The sequence below is a fragment of the Alteromonas hispanica genome (genome assembly GCF_010500915.1).
Classification (GTDB): Bacteria; Pseudomonadota; Gammaproteobacteria; order Enterobacterales; family Alteromonadaceae; genus Alteromonas; species Alteromonas hispanica.
Genome location: NZ_JAAAWP010000001.1, coordinates 595142 through 613717 on the forward strand (window position 1 = coordinate 595142; position 18576 = coordinate 613717).

Below are 18576 nucleotides of genomic sequence, written 5' to 3' on the forward strand. Positions count from 1 at the left end.
TAACTGTATGCCAATCAAACTTCAATTAATGTAAATGTTTGTGACTGTGCTTATACGGGCGAACTTTTCGTAAATCTTTATTTTTGAACGCCGTTAATACTGTTCCATTTGCCGACACAACCAATTGAACGCCATTCATATTTTTTAGCTCTGGCACTATGCCACCGTACTTTTTAATTTCCTTATTACCAATCACATGATAAACCGCACGTCGTGAGTGAATTACTCGGCCATATTGGTAAGCCAACATCACCTGCTTTTTAGATATCCCTCTTTGTCCTTCTCTTATTTGTGCGTGTTGACTGTTTGTCAGCTCAGGTACAACGAATAATCGATCTTGTTCTTTTACAATAAAAGCCATAACGTTTTCCTCACATGATTAGATAATCATTACAGTGCGAAAACCAGACCAACAAACTATCCCTTTGTTTTATATAAACTTTATAAAATAACACGCACATAAAATAATAACATTTACTATTTTTGTGTAATTTTTATTACCACATAGTTCAACTCTCATGATATGCCGCGATTACCTGTTTTAATTGTGCCAATAACTTCATACACTCCTTTTGGTTACTTTGTCTTGGTTTTGAAAGTAGTTTCTTGGATGAATGAGGTTGCTAATTGTGCGAATGTTATGGGCGGCAATGATCCTGACATCTACTGATATCGTTTTTTATCACCAACTCTGGTAATTTCACCTTGCTCTAACGCTCGCAACAGCGTTACTTGGACACTTGGCGTTAATTCACCTACTTCAACGAGAAATAGCGTGCCGCCATTGGCCTGTTCAAATAAACCCTCGTGTTTTTCGTTTGCACCAGTAAAAGCACCTTTAACGTGACCAAATAAAATTGAATCCACTAATGATTCTGGCAATGCACCGCAATTAACGGTTTTTAGGGGCTTGCCGGATCTGGGACTCGCCGCATGAATCCCATTAGCAATAACTTCTTTACCCGTTCCCGTTTCTCCTAATACTAAGGCAGGCAACTCTAATTCAGGTTCAGCCACACGTTTCGCTTTGGATATTGCGCTTTTCATTACTTGTGATTGCGCAATGATGTTGTCGAACAGTTTGTGTGATGAAGGCGCTTTAACAGCTTTATTGGCTATGCTTTTTACAGCTGATTTTACATAGGTTTCGCCAAAATCAACTGGAACATCAACGTTCTCTATGGTGTTGTCACGATTGGACTGAATGAAGTGCGTGTTCTGTTTACCTTTACCGACTAAGACAGATACCACACTCATCGCGGGTGTACTTGACGTAATATTGATAAAAAGCTCCTAATTTTCCTCAGATAGCTTAGAGGCCCGTTTCTCTGTTTCCCTTATGAGCGAAGGGTAATCGGTCGGGTCTTCTATGTTGGCTTTGAATATTGCAACATTGTTGAATGGACGGCTAACTTCGCTAAGTTACAGAAGCTTCAACGTCACAAAACGTAATTTTAAAGTTTCGCGATAAAAATCACAGTTTCCCAGTCATACTTGGTTTGAAGGTTTCCATATTGCCAAACTTCAGCCATTTGTAGTAACTGCTCATGTGGCTGACCGAAATCAAACCAATGCTTGTTCTTAGTGAGATGATGGTTCCAATATCCCATGCCTTGATCTAGGCTTATTGAGTACCTATTGCCATTACTGAATGTAAGCTTCATTTCACGTCTATGAGCAATGTCATCGCGTCTCTGATGCAAGTCAAGGTAGCAAGGCGTAGCTGCTCCCTTCTCAAACCACGTAGAGATAACTTCTGTCATTGTGTTGCTGTTGCTCCAGTCATCGTGAAGCCGCGCACCTTTGTCTCTGAAATTAAACAAAGTTTCTAATTCAAAGCCAACGCCTGGTGCTTTAGGTAACGCCCTAATTATTTCGCCAAGCAAAATGATGTACCAAGGCGACTGTAAATACCTATCGGTGTATTCAACACCAGCTAACTGGGATGAGTTCAGGTCATCCTCAAGCGGTTTAAAATTACTTCCCAACAACTCCCAGAATCTATTGCCGAAACCATCGATGGCACCATCCAGCTCTTTTCTTAACTCTACTTTTGCCATAGAGTTACCGTCGAATTTTATCCAAGATGATGTATCAACTGGAGACACCTCAACGCTTGAAAGAGCTTCGGAATAAACAACCATATTTTCAGTGCGTGAAAGCAACCAACTTTGATTTGGATTGAGTACATCAAATGAAGAGCAAGCTAGTGTAAAAGCCTTACCCTTTTCGTAGATTGCCTGCGCAACAAGAGCCCCACTATCTAACTCGGCATCACTGGTTACAAATTCAACGCCAATGTCGCTTAATCGAGATAGAGAAATATAATCAGCATCGGACAAAGTTGTGTTTGGAAGAACAATAGTAAGCTTAACCTTGTGAATATTTAGCATTTGAAAAGCGAACATCTGTACGTGACGAGAATTTAAGTCCCATTCATTTACATTGCTTCCCATCCACACTCGTATTTCACTGGCACCTTTGTTTATCTGCCGAGAAATAGCTTCCAGAATAGGCTCGTAACAAAATTTTGCACCTTTAATAAAGTGATACTGTTCACTCAAAGATACAAAATTGGAAAACTCATCTCCTAACCATGCTTTAGCCAAGTTACGATTTAGTTGGTTTGCATCGTGTCGAGTATTTGAATCCAACAAGCATGTCGAACACGCAGAGTCACACGAAGCTTCACAAGACAAATTTTGATAAGTCTGCATAAGTACATCTTCAATATGAAGTGCTGCACTTGTTGAAAAACCTGCACCTCCGCTTACAACGTCATATAGCTGCACAGCGATTGCTTGCTTGTTTGATTCTTGAACTCTGGTTTTTCTCGTAGAGTACCCTATCTCCGACGTCGCGATGCCTAACTTTGCTGCAAGGGCGTTACGCATGGCGACAGCTAATGTTAGCGCTATAGAATCGGAATCAGGATGACTGGGATCTATATACTCACCAGAAAGAGGATGTCGCAACACCAGTTCAAATGCATCTGTAAGACCAGAACAACCAAGATGTACATTACCATGGACAGTTGCGCTTCCATCACAGAGCTCAGGCTCGAAACCATCCTTGTCTTTAGATTTCGGTGTTGAAGTAATAGGCTTATGAAAAGAGGCAGGATTAAGCGACTTTGGAAACTCGCCATCACCTAGCATAGATTCTGCTTTACCACACTGCATGCAAATCGCGTAGCCATGTTCATTTGCACCAGATGAATGTTGGAAAATAGTAGACTCTGTCCCATACTTCATGTACCCCAAATTAGGGTCAGGAAGATTAATCGGCAATGCATCAATGGACAGCCAAGACGGTTGAACAGCAATGTAACTTTGAGATGAAATGTCGTTTGATGGAGCGGTAAAAAAGTCAGTTACAAAACCAGTTGGCTCAAGAACCGTTTTTTTCCAACTATTTCTTATTTTGGTTCCACATGAGCCACAACTCCAATCTTCCATAATTGTGGTATTTGTTTCTACACCTGAATGACCACATGATCCACAGCGCCACGCAACATCGAATTTTTGCCCCTCTCTAGCGTCACTGGCCAGTTTCTGCCAATTAAGAGCGACCCCTGCAGATTTGAATACACGTCCATCCAAAACAATTTCTGCACCTGGAGCATATTCTCGGATTGCAACAGCTAGGTTTCTAGTGGGTAATTCTCTAAGCTGAGAAATGTTGTCCTCTCTAAATTTTTCGCGCTTTTGTTTTCCTTCTTTTTCACGTTTGAAATCAACAAAATTTTTATTGTTTAGTGTAACGATATCTGTTGGAAAGCCGTAACCTGGAAGAAAAGCTTTGGCAGCGAGCTCTTTCAATAAATATTCATTAGTGTGCCTTGTTAATTCAACTCTTACCTTAAACTCGTATGCACTCTCAGGTGTTGCATCTTGTTCTGCAGTTTTAAGCTGACGGTAGTGAGTTATCCAGCGCTTAGATAATTTTTCAATAGCCTGATTTGTATCGTCGATAACATTCCAAGCCGGAACAGTCGAAAGTACAGTTCCTTTCAATACATCTTTAAGCGTTTTTTCTAAGGTATTTGCGTTACCTGATGCCCATGCGATGAATTTGTCGCAGACAGATTGTCCGCCTTCCGACGGTAAGAAGAACCATTCTAAGTTTAAACTTGTTTTTTCCTTATTCGTTGAGCCGATAACATCTCTTAGAAAAATTGAAAGTAAAAGGGAATTTACATGTCTTTGAGCAAGCCGTTTAGAATCTAAAGATATTTTAGGTGCGGGTATAGCTGTGACAAAAGGCCATGATGGCTCGTTAAAAACTTCTGTATCATGGGGGTTACTTTTACATAGCGTATAAGATATGGCTCTGGACTCTTTACTTCGGCCCGCTCGTCCTGCTCGTTGCAAATAGTTCGCGGGATGAGGAGGAACATTATTCATTACAACCGCTGATATACCACCTATATCTACACCCATTTCCATGGTTGTAGAACAATTGAGCACATTAACTTTTCCGCTTTTGAACATGCTTTCATAATTGTTAAGTCGCTCTGATGATTGTTGAGCAGAATGCTCGGCAGTTCGATAATAAAAACCACCCTCCACTACTCTATCATTTATATCTGTCCACAGGTTGCGAGAACGAAGTTGGGAAACTTTTTCGTCTGCTAAAACAGACTGTCGAATTTTTTTAAGCCCTTCACTGTAGTCGTACTGGGATATATCCAAAGTCCATATAGGTGGTAAATCTATTGATTTGCACTCAAAGTTTCTTGAATCAAAAGAATTCGGCAAATAGGGCGTAAGATTTCTAAATGTTGTATCGAGCAGTTTGTTAGTAACAGGGCAAATAAAGCATTTTTCAGCAAACTCAAAAGTTATTTTTTGACGACTTAAGAAGAACTGATTGCCCTCATTATCAAGTACTTTATTTTGAGTAAGTGCAGTCCAAGCAGATCTTAGCCATTCATTAACAAGATCTTTCGTAACCTTCGATTCTTTGTCTAATTTAGCACCAAGTATGAGTAATTTCGCTAGCCTGTTGTAAGCTCCTTTGACCTGTGGCCATTTTTTGACTCTGTTTTCGTCTTCTTCAAAAGAATCTGGTTTTAGGAATGTTTTAGGAGCAAACTTAAAACCAATCCAAACTCTCCAGTCATCTTCAAGCTTAATATAGGTATTTTCTCGAACATAAAAATCTAAACAGACTTTGAGAAAATCCTGCCAATCTTCAAGCTTAAGGCCATGTTCACTCCAATTGTCAGGAATAGCGTTTACTTTTTCTAATCCCTGATATCCAATTTTTATAATCCCTTGAGTTTCCATGTTGTTCTGGAACTTTGGACGTCGAGCAAACTCGCGAATTAACAACATTTCAGAAAGCTTCTCAGCTCCAGTCGAATCACCGAATACTTCAGGGTTTGCGTATTTATTGTAAGTTAATATGTTATCTTTAATGTCGTTCTTTAGCAGAAGCTCTTTTACCATTGTCCCCCATGAAACCACTTCGGATTTAAATGAGACTAATTTACCACCTTCTGCTGCATTAATTTTTTCTTGTAGCTGGGCAGCCATATCATATAAGCCTGCGCTTTGAAGGCTTTTTATATTTTCTCTTAACCCAGCTAAATCCGCATCTCTAGCAATATCCTCTTCATCTGGTTGCGATTCCTGAAAAGTTCTTAGAATGCTAAATACTAAACCTCGTAACTTACTGCGTTCAGCTTCCTGCTGCATTCTAACAGCCATACGAGCGGTGCCCTGTCTACTGTCTGTAAATGTGATTAGCTTGCGCCCTCGCCCGGGCAATGTATTCGGACCAAGACCTGTTTCTTTATCTACTTTTGGGTCAGGGCAAAATTCAAGTATAGTTGGAACAGCATTAGCCACGTAAAAAGGAGAGCCGAGTATTGCCCTTCTAATCGGTTTTTTGAATGATGTTCCTTTATAACCACAACATCCTGTTTGATAGGTACTATTCTCATCTTTATCATACGCATAGTACAAGCGCACAGCGTCAGTGATGTCACCCAATTTTCCTGTAGACACATTAATATCGACTGGGCTGTAAATAAGCTCGTCATCCGGCTCAGCTCTAAGCGTTACAAAAATTGATGTAGGTTTGTTTTTATTACCGCTTTCATCATCCTCAGTATCGTCATCATCGTCCTGATCGATAAGCAACGAAAACTCATCACCAACATCTGTATCTCTTTGTGTAATAAAACCACTTTTATCTGCAGCCAATAAATGGGGCTCATTGCAGTCGTTACAAAAGCCAACTTCCAATACCGGTGCACCACAATTACATTTGCCAGTTTGCTTCGAATACACCATGCCGAACGGCCAACTGTCTTTCAAGACAGAACTTTTCTTACTTGCACAATGAGGGTCAATACAGCTCCAAATTCCATTCATCATTCTTTGAAAAAAGTGCGCTCTGACCTTTAGGAACGCTTCATGTTTAGGTGATAGCTTCGTTCCAGTTAGTAAGTCTAGCCACTGAAGTACAGAGTTCTGCGCAAACGTTTGAGAAGGGAATTCCCCCTCTAGATATTTTTTTAATTCAGCAAGCTTTAATGGCTTATTGCTATTGACGAACTTATCTCTAATTTTCTTTGCAACTGTAGACTCTGTCAGTGCTTCAAAGCGTGTTTTCGAAACATCTGGATCGTAATCTTTTTCTCCAGGTTTTTTATCAGCTGGTATTAAAGACAATTCCTCCAGTGTTTGAGCGTCTTTGGGAGAAAATGTTAACTGAGGTATATTTCGCTTCCCTCCGATAACGACTACATGATCATTAGGAACACCGGCGAGGTCGGCCAGATAGCTTTGAAGCTGTTTTTCAGCATCCTTGTCTCCGATGGTTGCAGACGTAGCAACGAAACGAACATCTTTCGCTTCCACACCAAAAGCGTGTAAAACTCGTCTCAACTGCATTGATAGTTCAGCTGCCTGTGAGCCAACATACGTATGAGCCTCGTCCAATACTATCCATCTCAAGGACTTCTGTTCTTTCGATTTGTTGATAATTGGCGAGTCAACGTTTCTTACAAGCATATATTCCAGCATAGTGCCGTTTGTAACCAAAATGGGCGCAGGCTGATCTCGCATTAACTCTCTTGAGAGAATCTCATTTGGCACTTGAGCCTGGCGTGCTTTTACCTTGTTGGCTTTTTCTTCTGTATTCCCGTTATACAAGCAGAATCGAATATCTTTACCAAAGTCCTGTGTCCAGGCGTGTAGCCTTTCTCGTTGTGAATTAATCAGTGCATTGAGAGGATATAAGAAGATAGCTCTGACCCCCGACAAAGGCTCTTGTGTTTGCTGTGATTCTCTATAAAGATCTTCAAGCACTGGAACCATGAAACACTCGGTTTTACCGGAGCCAGTTCCACTGGTTACTACAACAGATTTAGGTTTATCGGCTAGTAATGTGTTCCAGCTTTTTAATTGATGAGTATAAGGTTTGAACTCTTTTTTAAACTGATAGCGATTTTCTACCTGTTTTCCTTGGCTATCCGTTATTTTCTTTCTATCCAATGCATTCAAAACTGCTGACGATAACAACCTATCTTCAGCTAATTGCCCCATGGTTCTATCGGCTTCTGTCCATCCGAATGTATGTTCAAAAAGCGGTGTCGCCATCATTGACTCAGACTCTCCGCAATCTTGTGACATTTGAATAGCGAGATGTTGACGTAACGCAGGGTTAGTTATACCCAATACACTTAAAGACGACTCTTTCGCTCTCGCAATAGATTGATTAACTAACTCAGAAAAATACTTCATGCGACAACCTCTTCCTTATAATCTGAATAATATCCAATGCCAAAAGCGTAAACACCCGAGAACCAATCTGGTGCAAACATCTTCACTTGCTTAATTTCAAACTTCATTTTTGCTGATAACTTATTTGGGTTTGTTTCGATATATCCAGCAGCAATAGCAGCGGCAATGAGTGGGTAGTTGATAACGCTTGCATGATGTGGCAAATCACATCTAATTCGATGGCTAAATCCTTCACTCAATAACGGAAACTGAAATGATGGCCAGTCTGAGTCTTTGTGATTTCTCAGTAAAGGCTGCTTCATTGCAATATCAATAACCTTAAACATTTCCTGTTCGGTTAGCTGAGCTTCCCCCGTGAGACGTTTCATGCCTATATCGCGAAACAATTGAAATTGCTCAGATTCTCTTTCCGGATCTTGGATTAATTCGACTATACGTTCTGCTAAATAGTCGTTGCAGTTGACTTCGATACCTTTAAGTCGCTTAATTAACGGCTCAGGGACATTTAAAACAACGTCATAAAACTTATCTAGAAGAACCTCTATTCTCTCTTCTACCATCGACGTTGGAAGGCCTAAATTAAGAGAAGCCTTTTTTACAACAAGTATCGATTGTTGCCACACAGAAATAGGTATCAACTCCCAAAGAATGGAGAACTCTCGATCTAATGCTCGAATGAATTCTTCATTCATCTCAAAACGAAATAATGCAACCGTAAGGCAATGAGGATTCTTAACTAGCGCCTTCCATACTTCAAACGTTGATAGCGGCAGATATGAGAAATGCTCCCATAGTTTCCTACAATAATCCCAACTTGGATGAGTAAAATCGCCTTCCATTTCGGTTAGAAACTTCTCTATCGAATTGACCTCACTTCTAGGGTTAAACTGCTTCACCGCTGTTTGTAGACTTTTAATCGTTACACTTTGTTCATACGAAGGTTCGACACCTTTATAGAACGTTGGCCTGAATAAATAAGGTGTCTCAGAACTTGGAACAATCATCCAAGGACCCGTTTTCTCCATTTTTTCCGTTGTGTTGAACCAACCTAATGAAATACCACCAATTTCTTTTTCTGGCAGTTCTAAAGGTGGGCGTTCTGGTTCAGCAATCAGCATAGCCATTGGTGGTTTTAGGTCACCATGCGCTAATTCAGACTGAGCTAGCGCTATACCGCCACCGACTGAATCAAAGTTTAAGGATGAAATATATCGGCGAATTGAAAAAACTTTTCTGTCGCTTAAACCACTTAAGCAAATTTCAACTTCTGCATCTAAATTATTCGATAGCGACATTAGCTCTATAATTTTCTCTTTGAAACTATATAAACTGACGCTTAACGTACGGTCCTTTACTTTTACTTTGGATTGGTATCGTGGTGACGTTCGGTTATTTGGTTTGAGGGCTAGTTCAATAGAAACGTCCTCAGGATAAGATTTTGCTGAATAAAGGTTAACTTCGGCACCTAACAGTTGCTCTACAGTTAACTCAGTTTTAAGAGGCTTACCTTCACTATCAAATGCAAACATGCCGCTAGCAGGGAATGGCAGGGTGACAATAATAGGATCTTCCATCAGGTTAGCCTGTACCTCTAGTGTGACACTCGAAGGTGGCTCAGCTTCAGGATAGATTTCAAATAGACGTCCATTTTCAAGCTTTTCGTTTTCTACTCGACACGCTTGTGCATACACTGTCATCAGCAGGTTTCGCGATGACGTAACTTTTATTTGCGCATGATCTTTAACTGCAACCGCTTCGATATCTAAATCATCTGGAACAATTGCAACCGTTCTTCGCAATAAGGTGTCACTTTCTTTGTTTTTAACGCTTAAATAGTGTTTTCCGTATAACTCATGAACAGCGAGTGATTCAACAGGCTTGTTGTTCAGTAACAGTGAAAGCCCTAGCTGTGATGCTAGTGTACCTTCTGTATCTCTAACGCTAGGAACACCTTTATAAACTTTTGAAGGCAAGGTTTTTAATAATATTTCTGCACCTTCAATATAGAGGCTGCCGCTAGACGTTGAGGTAGAGTTAGTCCTGATACGAAAGCGGTTATCTCCGTGATAAAACCTTGAATCACCGTTTACTCTAAACCAGTTAAATTCAACTCCATCGATAGCTTGCTTACCGGCGTATTCTTGATAACCAGATAGTATTTCAATTTCATAAGCTAATGGCGCAAGTACCAGTATTTCAGCATACTTTGTTGAAAAACTCCCCTGCCCGACTAGTTTCAATTCACCTTCATCTTCCAAGAATCCCAGCGGCGCCTCATTGAAAGAAATACTAGACTCATTTACTTCTACCTTCCCTATAACAACTCCAGATTGTGAGAGGTCAGTGAAAAGTGAAGAACTTAGTAACCGCCTGGGCACTTTTATCGATTTTTTTCTAGGAGGTACAAGTACATTTCCATCATCTATCTGCGCTACGACACCACCAAGTTCTGCAATTCGATTCGTACCCTCAAGTAACCCCAACTGAGTGTAAGTGGACTCCAGCGCCTCACTGCAATTTCTAAAAGTAAGCTTTCTTGGAAGACTAATTTGAGTATAAAAACGGCCCGTACTTTTATCGAAAAAATGTTCGCATGACAGTTTATCTTTAAAGTCCTTTATTACTTTGCTTGCATTAGTTGCTCCAAGCAACCAGTTATCCAATAGCCCTTTACCCGTTTCATCATCGAGTGGAATTGGAAAACTATCACGCCAGCCAGGTGACTTTTGGTCAAGTTGCATTGAAGGTGACTCTTCGCCAACATCCGAATCAACCAACCCTGCGCAAGTCATTAGATTCTTTACCACAGACCCAATTAACTCTACAGATTCAGGCTCGGAAAATACCACTGGCAAATGGCCTAACTGACTTTTCACAAGTTCTGTAATCGAAACCGCATACAAGTCGACCTGATAATAAAGCTTTAAGAGCTTTCTAATCGCTTCTGAAAATTTATTTCCAGTTGAGCTAATTAATTTGAAAGGTAGACCCCCTTCAATAAAAATCGAACCTAAAAAGTTTCTAGTGTCAGATTCATAGCGACGAATAGGCCTTTTCCAGAACCCCTCTAAACCTAATGGTATTATGTCAGCTCGTTGAGAAGCAGTGAGTTCAAAGTTAAATCTCTGCCAAAGGGGAAACCATTCCCACTTCTGAGCGCAACAGTCACGTCGATACCACTCTGAGCAGTAAATGACAAAACACGCGGACCAATCTTTGTGCTTAGACCAACTTACATTTGTTTTTGGATGAAAATCACGTACTAACTCGAATAACTGTCTGTATTCGTCGTGAGTCATTTGATATGAAAATAGAGGATTTCCGTTGGGCTCAGATAAACTTCTTTGATTAAGAAAGTCTTTAAGCCACGTAGCTGGTGAGTTACTTACTAACATAAATGCACACCTCCCTTTATGCAATTAACTTCGTTATACTTTTATTATTATAAAAACCGCGAGCGTCGCATTCCTGCTGTAACTCTTGCCACTTTTTTCCACGAGAATAGTTAGCGGCCCAACTAGCTGTATGCCCTTCTATTAACACCTGGTGAACCCCCAGGCGTTTTATGTATTTTTTTAACCTAGCAAAACGTTTGTTTTCCTCGGCGACCATGCCAGCATATAAAAAAGTAAGCACGTACTCAACTTCATAAGGTTTAGTATATGCTTTGGCAATTTTCTTAACCTTTTGGACTACATCATATTTGACACATTTTGTCACGTTATGAAATATGTATAGAAAATCGCTATTTAACCTGAATCGTTCATTTGACGAAGCATACCTCTCAAGTATTGAAAAGATTTCTGAATCCTTTATAGCGTGTTTTCTCACTCCAGAAACGTGGTAAATGCACCATTCGTCGAACTTTCCCTGAGCAAAAATTAATTTGCTGCCATCAAATAACGTTGCAATGTGTCGAACATGGGTCAAGCTATTGTTGTAATCGGTCATTATTCTGCGCTCCTGAATTTATGAGAATCAGCGGTTAAGCAACCGCTTAACCGTTCACCGCAATTACACCCGCACCAGATTGCTCTACTAAAGTCTCTGGTAGCGCCTTGTTATTTCCAATGCGTAACTCCTTCATTTGTTCTGCGCGTCTTATCAAATTACCGGTCCCAGTACTCAACTTCTTCATTGCTTCCTGATAGCTACCTTCTGCCCGCTGCATATGGTTGCCTAACTTATTCATATCCTCTACAAACCCTACTAATTTGTCGTAAATTGCCCCTGCTTTCTTAGCAATTTCTTGAGCGTTCACATTTTGATGTTCTATGCGCCACATGTTGTTGATGGTTTTAAGTGCAACCATCAGGTTTGTGGGGCTAACCAACATGATGTTGCTAGCTAGCGCCATTTGAATGATTTCTGGATCATGTTCAATGGCTGCATTGAACGCAGGTTCTACCGGAATGAACATCAGGATATAGTCGAGTGTTTTTATACCGTGTAGATCTTGATAATTTTTACCTGAGAGGTCTTTGATGTGCTTCTTAATCGCTGAAACGTGTTCCTTGAGGGCCTGAGCTTCAATGAGATCATTTTCAGCGTTAAAGAACCGTTCGTATGCTGTTAGTGCCATTTTAGAATCGATAACAACATCCTTGCTACCTGGTAAATGCACAATTACGTCAGGCTTGAAGGTATCTCCTCCTTCGCCTTTAAGATTCTTTTGTGTCTCGTATTCATGATCTTTGCGCAATCCTGACTCTTGCAGCACTCGTTCAAGTACTACCTCGCCCCACGTTCCCTGCTTTTTGTTGTCGCCTTTCAAAGCGCGAGTTAATGCTGTTGCTTCCTTGCTCATTTGTTCATTGAGGGCCTTCAACCCCGTTACTTCTTCTTTTAGAGCATGGCGTTCTTTTGCTTCATTGGTGTACACATCTGATACTTGTTTACTAAATGCCCCTATCTGCTGTTTGAGTGGCGATAACAATGCGTCCATAGACTGTTTACTTTGTTGACTAAACTCGCCGCTTTTTTCTTTGAAGATCTTATTAGCAGTATTTTCAAATTGCGTGACCAAACGTTTTTCAGCAGCCTCTAGTAGCGCTATTTTTTCTTGCATTGCCCGCTTAGCTTCATTGTCTGCCGACAATTCAGATTTCAAATTGCTAATTGTTTCAATGCGGGCGGTTAAGGCTTGTTTGGTAGTACTAAGTTCTGTTTTTAACTCTTCTAAATTTTTAAGCTTTTCAGCTTGCTCCGCATTTTCATTACTAAGCGTCTGCACTTTTACTACGTAAGAACGGATTTCATCTTTGGCGTTTACAAGCTCTGATCTTAATTCGTCAAACTGATTGAGTTTTTCACTTTGTTCAGCACACAATTTACTCAATTGCAAAGTGCTATTCTGTTTCTCGTTTAGCTCGTTTTTGTGAACAGCGAGGTCGTTTTTAGCTTGCTCTAACTGCCGTTTCTTTTCTTCGACCTGTGTTTGCAATTTGCTAACTTGAGCTTTGTGCATAGATAGTTCAGCTAGCTGTTCGTTACAACTTTTTTGCAGATCTATGCATTTAGCTTCCGTGTCAGACAAGCGAGATGTAATGTGGTCAATTGATGAAGCCGAAGAGGCGAGCTTTTGTTTAAGCTCAGAGATAAGTTCTTGCTGCTCATTATATTCATGTTGCAGCACTTCATACTTATCAGTAACAGATTCTGAATCAGCGGATGCGTTTTGATCTTGTTGAGTTCGGGTAATGCGAATTCCAACAAACAACGTAACAACAATAACTGCGCTCAGTATTACAGTTTGGATTAATAGTTCATTCATGTTTTTTCACCTGTAGTAAATTATTCATACTTACTACAGCCAAACATGTGCCAACTAATAAAAAACCATTATTTACATAAGGTTACCAAAAAACCTCAAGATAACAGCCACACCAATAAAAACTATAAATTACTTATTAGCAATATTTATTACTTTCAATTTCAAGATTTCACTGAATCCTTCATCCTCATTAACTCGCTCATATTTATCCACCATACTTTTAATGATTGATTCTTCGATGTACTTTCCTTGCGCCCTAGAACGCTCTAGGTTGCGTTGTAACAATTCTCGCTTCAACACTTCGTTTTTGCCGCATGGTGTATCAAATTGGATAGCAGTAAACGATGCTCCAGGATAATGCACAAATATCCTTGCTCTACTTTCCTGGGTAAGGTTCGTTAGATCCCACACAATATGCTGGAAGCGCTTGCTATGCTGCACTAGTTTGTAAAATATCTTATCGTGAGCAATTCTAATTTTGTGCAGTTTGGGAAGTAAAAAATACTCATGGTATTCAAGCATATGTTGACGACATAGAATTTCTACTATGCGGTCAGAAGAAATAACAAAGTCTGACTCAAAGTCCTTTAGATATGATGACTTCCCAGAGCACGGTGGGCCGACTAAAACAGTTATTCGTTTAGTCATCTCGCTTGGGGATATAAATATAGTTGCTCGCTTGATTGGCTTTTCTGGCGGCTTGCTCTAACTTCGCCATGGATTTTTTTAGATTGAAACTGGATAACCAGTTTGCAATATAGCGCACTGAGTTTACTCTGGCGCGTTTCGTTAACCCAAATCGCGCGCATAAAAAGCTGGAGCCAATTTCAGCAACTAATTCTTCAAACGCATAGGCAGGACTCCCAAACTTTTCACCGATATTTCTGTTACAACGGGTTTCATGTCCCGTCCAGTGGACTATCTCATGAAGCAAGGTGGCATGGTATGCCCGGGTTGCATCTTTACCTTTAAACAGCGCTTTGTTTGGCATTGTGATAGCGTCAGCTTCAGGTTCGTAATATGCTTCACCCGCTTCAGTATGTTCTATGCTGACACCCAACTCATCAATTCGCTTTTCGAGCATAGAAAGCTGCTTTACCTTTGTTTTTTCGATGCCTGAACCATCAAAACCTTGCACCTGGTCAGCATTATAAACAATGGAGATTTTACGACCGAAGCTTTGCATTTCACCGTCGGCAAGTGCTTCGTCTTCTTGATTCACATTAATATTAAAATAGTGAAACACGGCAGCAGGCTTGGCATCGTCAGCAATGGTACATCCCAGCTTGCCCCATTGCTTTTTTGTTGCCCACAGGTTACTGGTAAAACCATAAGTCTGAGCCATTAACGATAAAAACAACCAGGAGAACAATGAGCCATACATTCTGTGGGTTCTGGCATTGTAATGCGCACCCAATACGGGTGAATCGAGCCATTCCGTGATGAAGGATTTATTATCACTTTCCAGCTGCGTTAAGATGTTTTCGAATATTTTCTGGTCCTGTTGCCAGTTAAAGTCACTTACTTCAGCAATATCAGCCAAACGATTTAACTGAGAAAATAGCGGCTGTTCGAGTATCGCCAACAGACTTTGCGCCGACGTTAATTCTTCACCTAATTCCAGATCATCAATGTTGTACAACCAGAACCGATATTCATTAAGTAACGGTGAAATCTCAGCCTTTGTCACCTCCGTCCAGTACTCATGCTCTATTGTCGGAAAGAGGTTGCCTAAACTTGACGTGCCGTGTTTGCCTTTGAGCGCATAAACTAACTCAGGTATAGACATATCAATGCTGTCTTCAAGAGTAACTAAAAGCCTAGAAGCTTGTTTCAAACTGGTAATACTTGCTTCTAAAAACTCATCTTCACCTAACCACTTAACCGGGCTAGAGCTCGAGCCGGTACTTGCCATGGCGTTGAAAATATCGATCTTACCATTTACATCCTTTGTACGCGATAACAGGTTAGCAACGGTACGCCCTGTTCCCAAGGCAAACTCATATTGCAACAATTCACTCTTTCTCAATGCTGCCAAGTTACTCATGACTATTCATCCTTGTTTAAACTGAAGCGTTATCGCTTAACTTTGGCCGCTTTCTTCGCTGTTTTTTCTAGCTTTTCAGCTTCCAGACGTGCGGCTTTAATTCGCTCAAGTAGTTTATCAGCAGGTTCATCATTGGGGTCTTGCGGCACTAATTCACCACGGAAGGCTTTGGCTAGAATAGATTGGGTTAAGTTATCGACTCGAATTTTGGCATTAGCTAAATGTTTTTCGAGGGTACCGGCCAGAGCAAAATACTGTTCAATCTGGCGAACAATTTCGGTTTGTTCTCTTAAATCAGGCAATTCACAGTTAAAGGCTCTCATCTTTTTGATACCGAATGCTGCTTGTGAAGTTGAATTTGACTGTTTTGCAACTTCGTTCATCGTAGTTGGAGCAGATAAAAAGAAAGTTAAATACTCTGGAAGAACGACATCAAGTAAAGGCTGAATCAGAATTACGTTAGCAGATAATGTATAGTCAATATCCATGGGTAGTTTGGTTGCTTTTCCTAATGTACCAATTTTACCGAAAAGGAAATCACCTTCTTTTAGTTGATATCTTTCTTTGTGCTCTTTTAAAACATCAAACGACACTTTTCTTGCTCTTTCAAAATCAATACTCCCATCAACCATTAAGTCGCCTATACCTACATATGGAACTCCACCTTCTACAACTGGCGGTGTTCTATGGCTAGGCTGAGGATCAATAATATTAGCAGCATCTTTGAGGATTATGTCTTTCCAAGCCTTAACATTATTACCTTCACGCCATTGCTCTGTGAGTTTTCCTGAAACAGCGGCGGCGAGGACGGATTGGCGGAAGCGTTTGATAATGTCAGGCAGGTTATTCAGTCGTTGTTGAATGGTATCTACCTGCGCTAATAACCTATCGAGTTTTTCTGTAATGCGTTTTTGCTCATTCTCTGGAGCCGCAACAAATGGTAGCGATTTAGTTGCCGTACTTGATAACTCTTTGAAAGTAGTACCAGTAGCCTTTGATTCAGCGATATGTTTGATTGACATTAAGTAATAGTATAGATAATTACTGTCTACCCCCTGTTCAGGGACAAAACTCTTAAACCCTTGGTTCGTTGAAATTTCATTTTCAGCTATTACTACATAACCAATAGGCGCTCTGCTGCTATACAGCACACTTCCTTTAGGCATTTTTTTTGCTGAGCAACTTTGGTAACCAATTTCCGTTAAATTTCGTTTCCCTCTACTAATAGTCTTAACTCCATAACCACTTAAATCAGCAGGAGTCAACCAGGCTACACCACCAGTTTCACAAAAATTTTCTGTTACGGTGGATTTAGGAGTTCCACCACTCACTATTGATGCGATATCTTCTAAAGTACAATCTTTCCACGATGGAGGTATAAGAGCCATTATTTCTTGCCCTCAACGACAACTGGTGCCAGGCCAAACTCTTCAGCCAGCAACGCGACTTGTCCTTCAGCCTGCTCGGTTGCGCCCAGTTCAATCATTAGCTGGTGCATTTCTCGCAAAGCTTCTGTCAGTTCGGTCATCGCTTCTGTTGCTAATACATCTGGCTCAGGCAAGTTTGCCGCATCGGTAATCGAGGTATCTTTAAGCCACGTGATATCCAGGCTGTCACCTTTATCTTCAATGAACTTTCTGGAGAATTTGCGCCAACGGGCGTTCTCAATAGTTTTCTCGTCATCGGTAAGTTCCGTGGTAGAGCCAAGAGTATTGTACACACCTTCTTGGCGCTCACTCTGTCCGTTCGGGTCTTCGCCGTAAGCTTCTACAAAGCTTTCCAGATATTTGTCGGAGAAGCTGTTTCGCTTGCCGAAGGTTTGCATATTACTGCGCAGGTCATAAACCCAGGTTTCGGTTGTACAGCCTTTATCCTGTGTAGGGTTTTCTGGTGAGCCTTTCTGGAAGAACAATACGTTTGTTTTCACGCCAGCTGCGTAAAAGATGCCGGTCGGTAGGCGTAAAATCGTATGCAGGTTACATTTATTCATCAGATCGCGGCGAATTTCTGTTCCTTTACCGCCTTCAAACAGCACGTTATCAGGGATAACAACGGCTGCCCTGCCGCCCGGCTCAAGCGCCTCGACGATGTGCTGCATAAAACACAATTGCTTATTTGATGTTTGGTGCACAAAGGTACGGGTTATATTAGTGCCTGCTGCACTACCAAATGGCGGGTTGGTTAGGATAACGTTAGCTTTAGGAAGGCTTTCACCCGCTGCACCTAGTGCATTGCCCTCACGAATAACGCCTTCGTTTTCATCGCCCTCAATGTCATGCAAAAGGCAGTTCATTAATGCTAAGCGACGTGTACCGGGTACTAGTTCTAACCCTACAAACGCCCGTTTCATCTGAAAGTCCTGATCGGCATCATCGAGATCGAACAGGTTATTGGTAATACTCTTTACGTAGCGGTCTGCCTCGATCAAAAAGCCTGCGGTGCCTGCTGCCGGGTCCTGCACTATTTCACGTGGCTGAGGCTTCATTAGCTTAACAATGGTGTTAATTAACGTGCGAGGGGTAAAATACTGGCCTGCGCCCGATTTTGTTTCGTTTGCATTTTTTTGTAGCAGGCCTTCGTACATATCACCAAAATCATCGCGACTTTTACTGCTTGTACCATCACCGGTTTCATCACTCCATTGCAGTTTATCCATGCTGGTAATGAGTTCGTTTAACTGCGCAGGCTGGGTAATGGTGGTATTCACATTCTGGAAGATGGCACGAACAATGGCGTGTTCGTCTGCCCCTAGCTGGACCAGAAGGTTACGGTAAAACTGGTGTTGGTCCTGTCCTAGCTTTCTTTTGAGATCGTTCCAGCGAAACCCTTCGGGTAAAAGATCTTCTTCCTGACCGGTTTCTTCGCACATCTTCAAAAAAAGCAGCGAGGCCAATTCGTTTACATAATTTTGATACGACACCCCGCCATCACGCAGGTTATCGCATAGTTTCCATAGCTTATTAACTAAATCACTGTTATTCATTTTGCTTCTCGTTAAC

Annotated in this window: 10 protein-coding genes; all 10 read right to left on the reverse strand. The window is 41.0% G+C overall.

The window, feature by feature from the left end; translation table 11 throughout:
* Positions 1-25 precede the first annotated feature (25 nt).
* Positions 26-361, reverse strand: a complete 336-nt coding sequence (locus tag GTW09_RS02470; RefSeq protein ID WP_061485479.1) for a hypothetical protein — start codon at positions 359-361, stop codon at positions 26-28.
* A gap of 302 nt (positions 362-663) precedes the next feature.
* Entirely contained in the window at positions 664-1257 is a 594-nt protein-coding gene (locus GTW09_RS02475) for a sigma-54 factor interaction domain-containing protein (RefSeq protein WP_163109779.1), read from the reverse strand.
* A gap of 197 nt (positions 1258-1454) precedes the next feature.
* Positions 1455-7757: a DEAD/DEAH box helicase gene (locus tag GTW09_RS02480; protein WP_163109781.1), complete on the reverse strand. Its 6303-nt coding sequence runs from the start codon at positions 7755-7757 to the stop codon at positions 1455-1457.
* On the reverse strand, positions 7754-11152 hold the full coding sequence (locus GTW09_RS02485) for an STY4851/ECs_5259 family protein (protein ID WP_163109783.1): 3399 nt from the start codon (positions 11150-11152) through the stop codon (positions 7754-7756). Before GTW09_RS02485 ends, GTW09_RS02480 begins: the two co-directional genes overlap by 4 nt.
* A 16-nt stretch (positions 11153-11168) precedes the next feature.
* Positions 11169-11708: a DUF7004 family protein gene (locus tag GTW09_RS02490; RefSeq protein ID WP_159494063.1), complete on the reverse strand. Its 540-nt coding sequence runs from the start codon at positions 11706-11708 to the stop codon at positions 11169-11171.
* A 46-nt stretch (positions 11709-11754) separates the two neighbouring features.
* Positions 11755-13530 carry a DNA recombination protein RmuC gene (locus tag GTW09_RS02495; RefSeq protein ID WP_239059246.1) on the reverse strand — a complete coding sequence of 592 codons (1776 nt, stop codon included), beginning with the start codon at positions 13528-13530 and terminating at the stop codon, positions 11755-11757.
* A gap of 129 nt (positions 13531-13659) precedes the next feature.
* The gene (locus tag GTW09_RS02500) at positions 13660-14178 is read right to left on the reverse strand and encodes an ATP-binding protein (protein WP_163109784.1); all 519 of its coding nucleotides are present in this window, start codon (positions 14176-14178) and stop codon (positions 13660-13662) included.
* Positions 14171-15577, reverse strand: coding sequence for a zincin-like metallopeptidase domain-containing protein (locus GTW09_RS02505; protein WP_163109786.1), 1407 nt, complete (start codon positions 15575-15577; stop codon positions 14171-14173). The genes GTW09_RS02500 and GTW09_RS02505 overlap by 8 nt, the downstream gene beginning before the upstream one ends.
* Before the next feature lie 29 nt (positions 15578-15606).
* Positions 15607-16965: a restriction endonuclease subunit S gene (locus GTW09_RS02510; RefSeq protein ID WP_163109788.1), complete on the reverse strand. Its 1359-nt coding sequence runs from the start codon at positions 16963-16965 to the stop codon at positions 15607-15609.
* Positions 16965-18560, reverse strand: coding sequence for an N-6 DNA methylase (locus GTW09_RS02515; protein WP_163109790.1), 1596 nt, complete (start codon positions 18558-18560; stop codon positions 16965-16967). Before GTW09_RS02515 ends, GTW09_RS02510 begins: the two co-directional genes overlap by 1 nt.
* Positions 18561-18576: the final 16 nt, after the last annotated feature.